Origin of the sequence: Parendozoicomonas verongulae (assembly GCF_009711465.1) — a bacterium.
GTDB lineage: Bacteria > Pseudomonadota > Gammaproteobacteria > Pseudomonadales > Endozoicomonadaceae > Sansalvadorimonas > Sansalvadorimonas verongulae.
On the sequence record NZ_SMME01000659.1, the window covers coordinates 102 to 344 of the forward strand.

Here is a 243-nt window from a genome sequence, read left to right on the forward strand (position 1 = left end):
TAGTGCTCAGGGTGACCTGTTCGCCCTGGATATCGAGAACCATGTGTACTGGAGGTATAAGGCGTATACCTGCTTGAATCGCTTTGCCTGCGAGGGGGAGGTGCCTGCCTGTTATGGTAGCCTCTCCTATCTGGCGGTATGTTCATACTCTTAAACCTTTATAACAGTGATGTCAGAAGGTGTTCGTTAGACCAATATTTTTGTATGGATAAGAGTGAGGGAACAAAGGTTCAAAATGAGTCA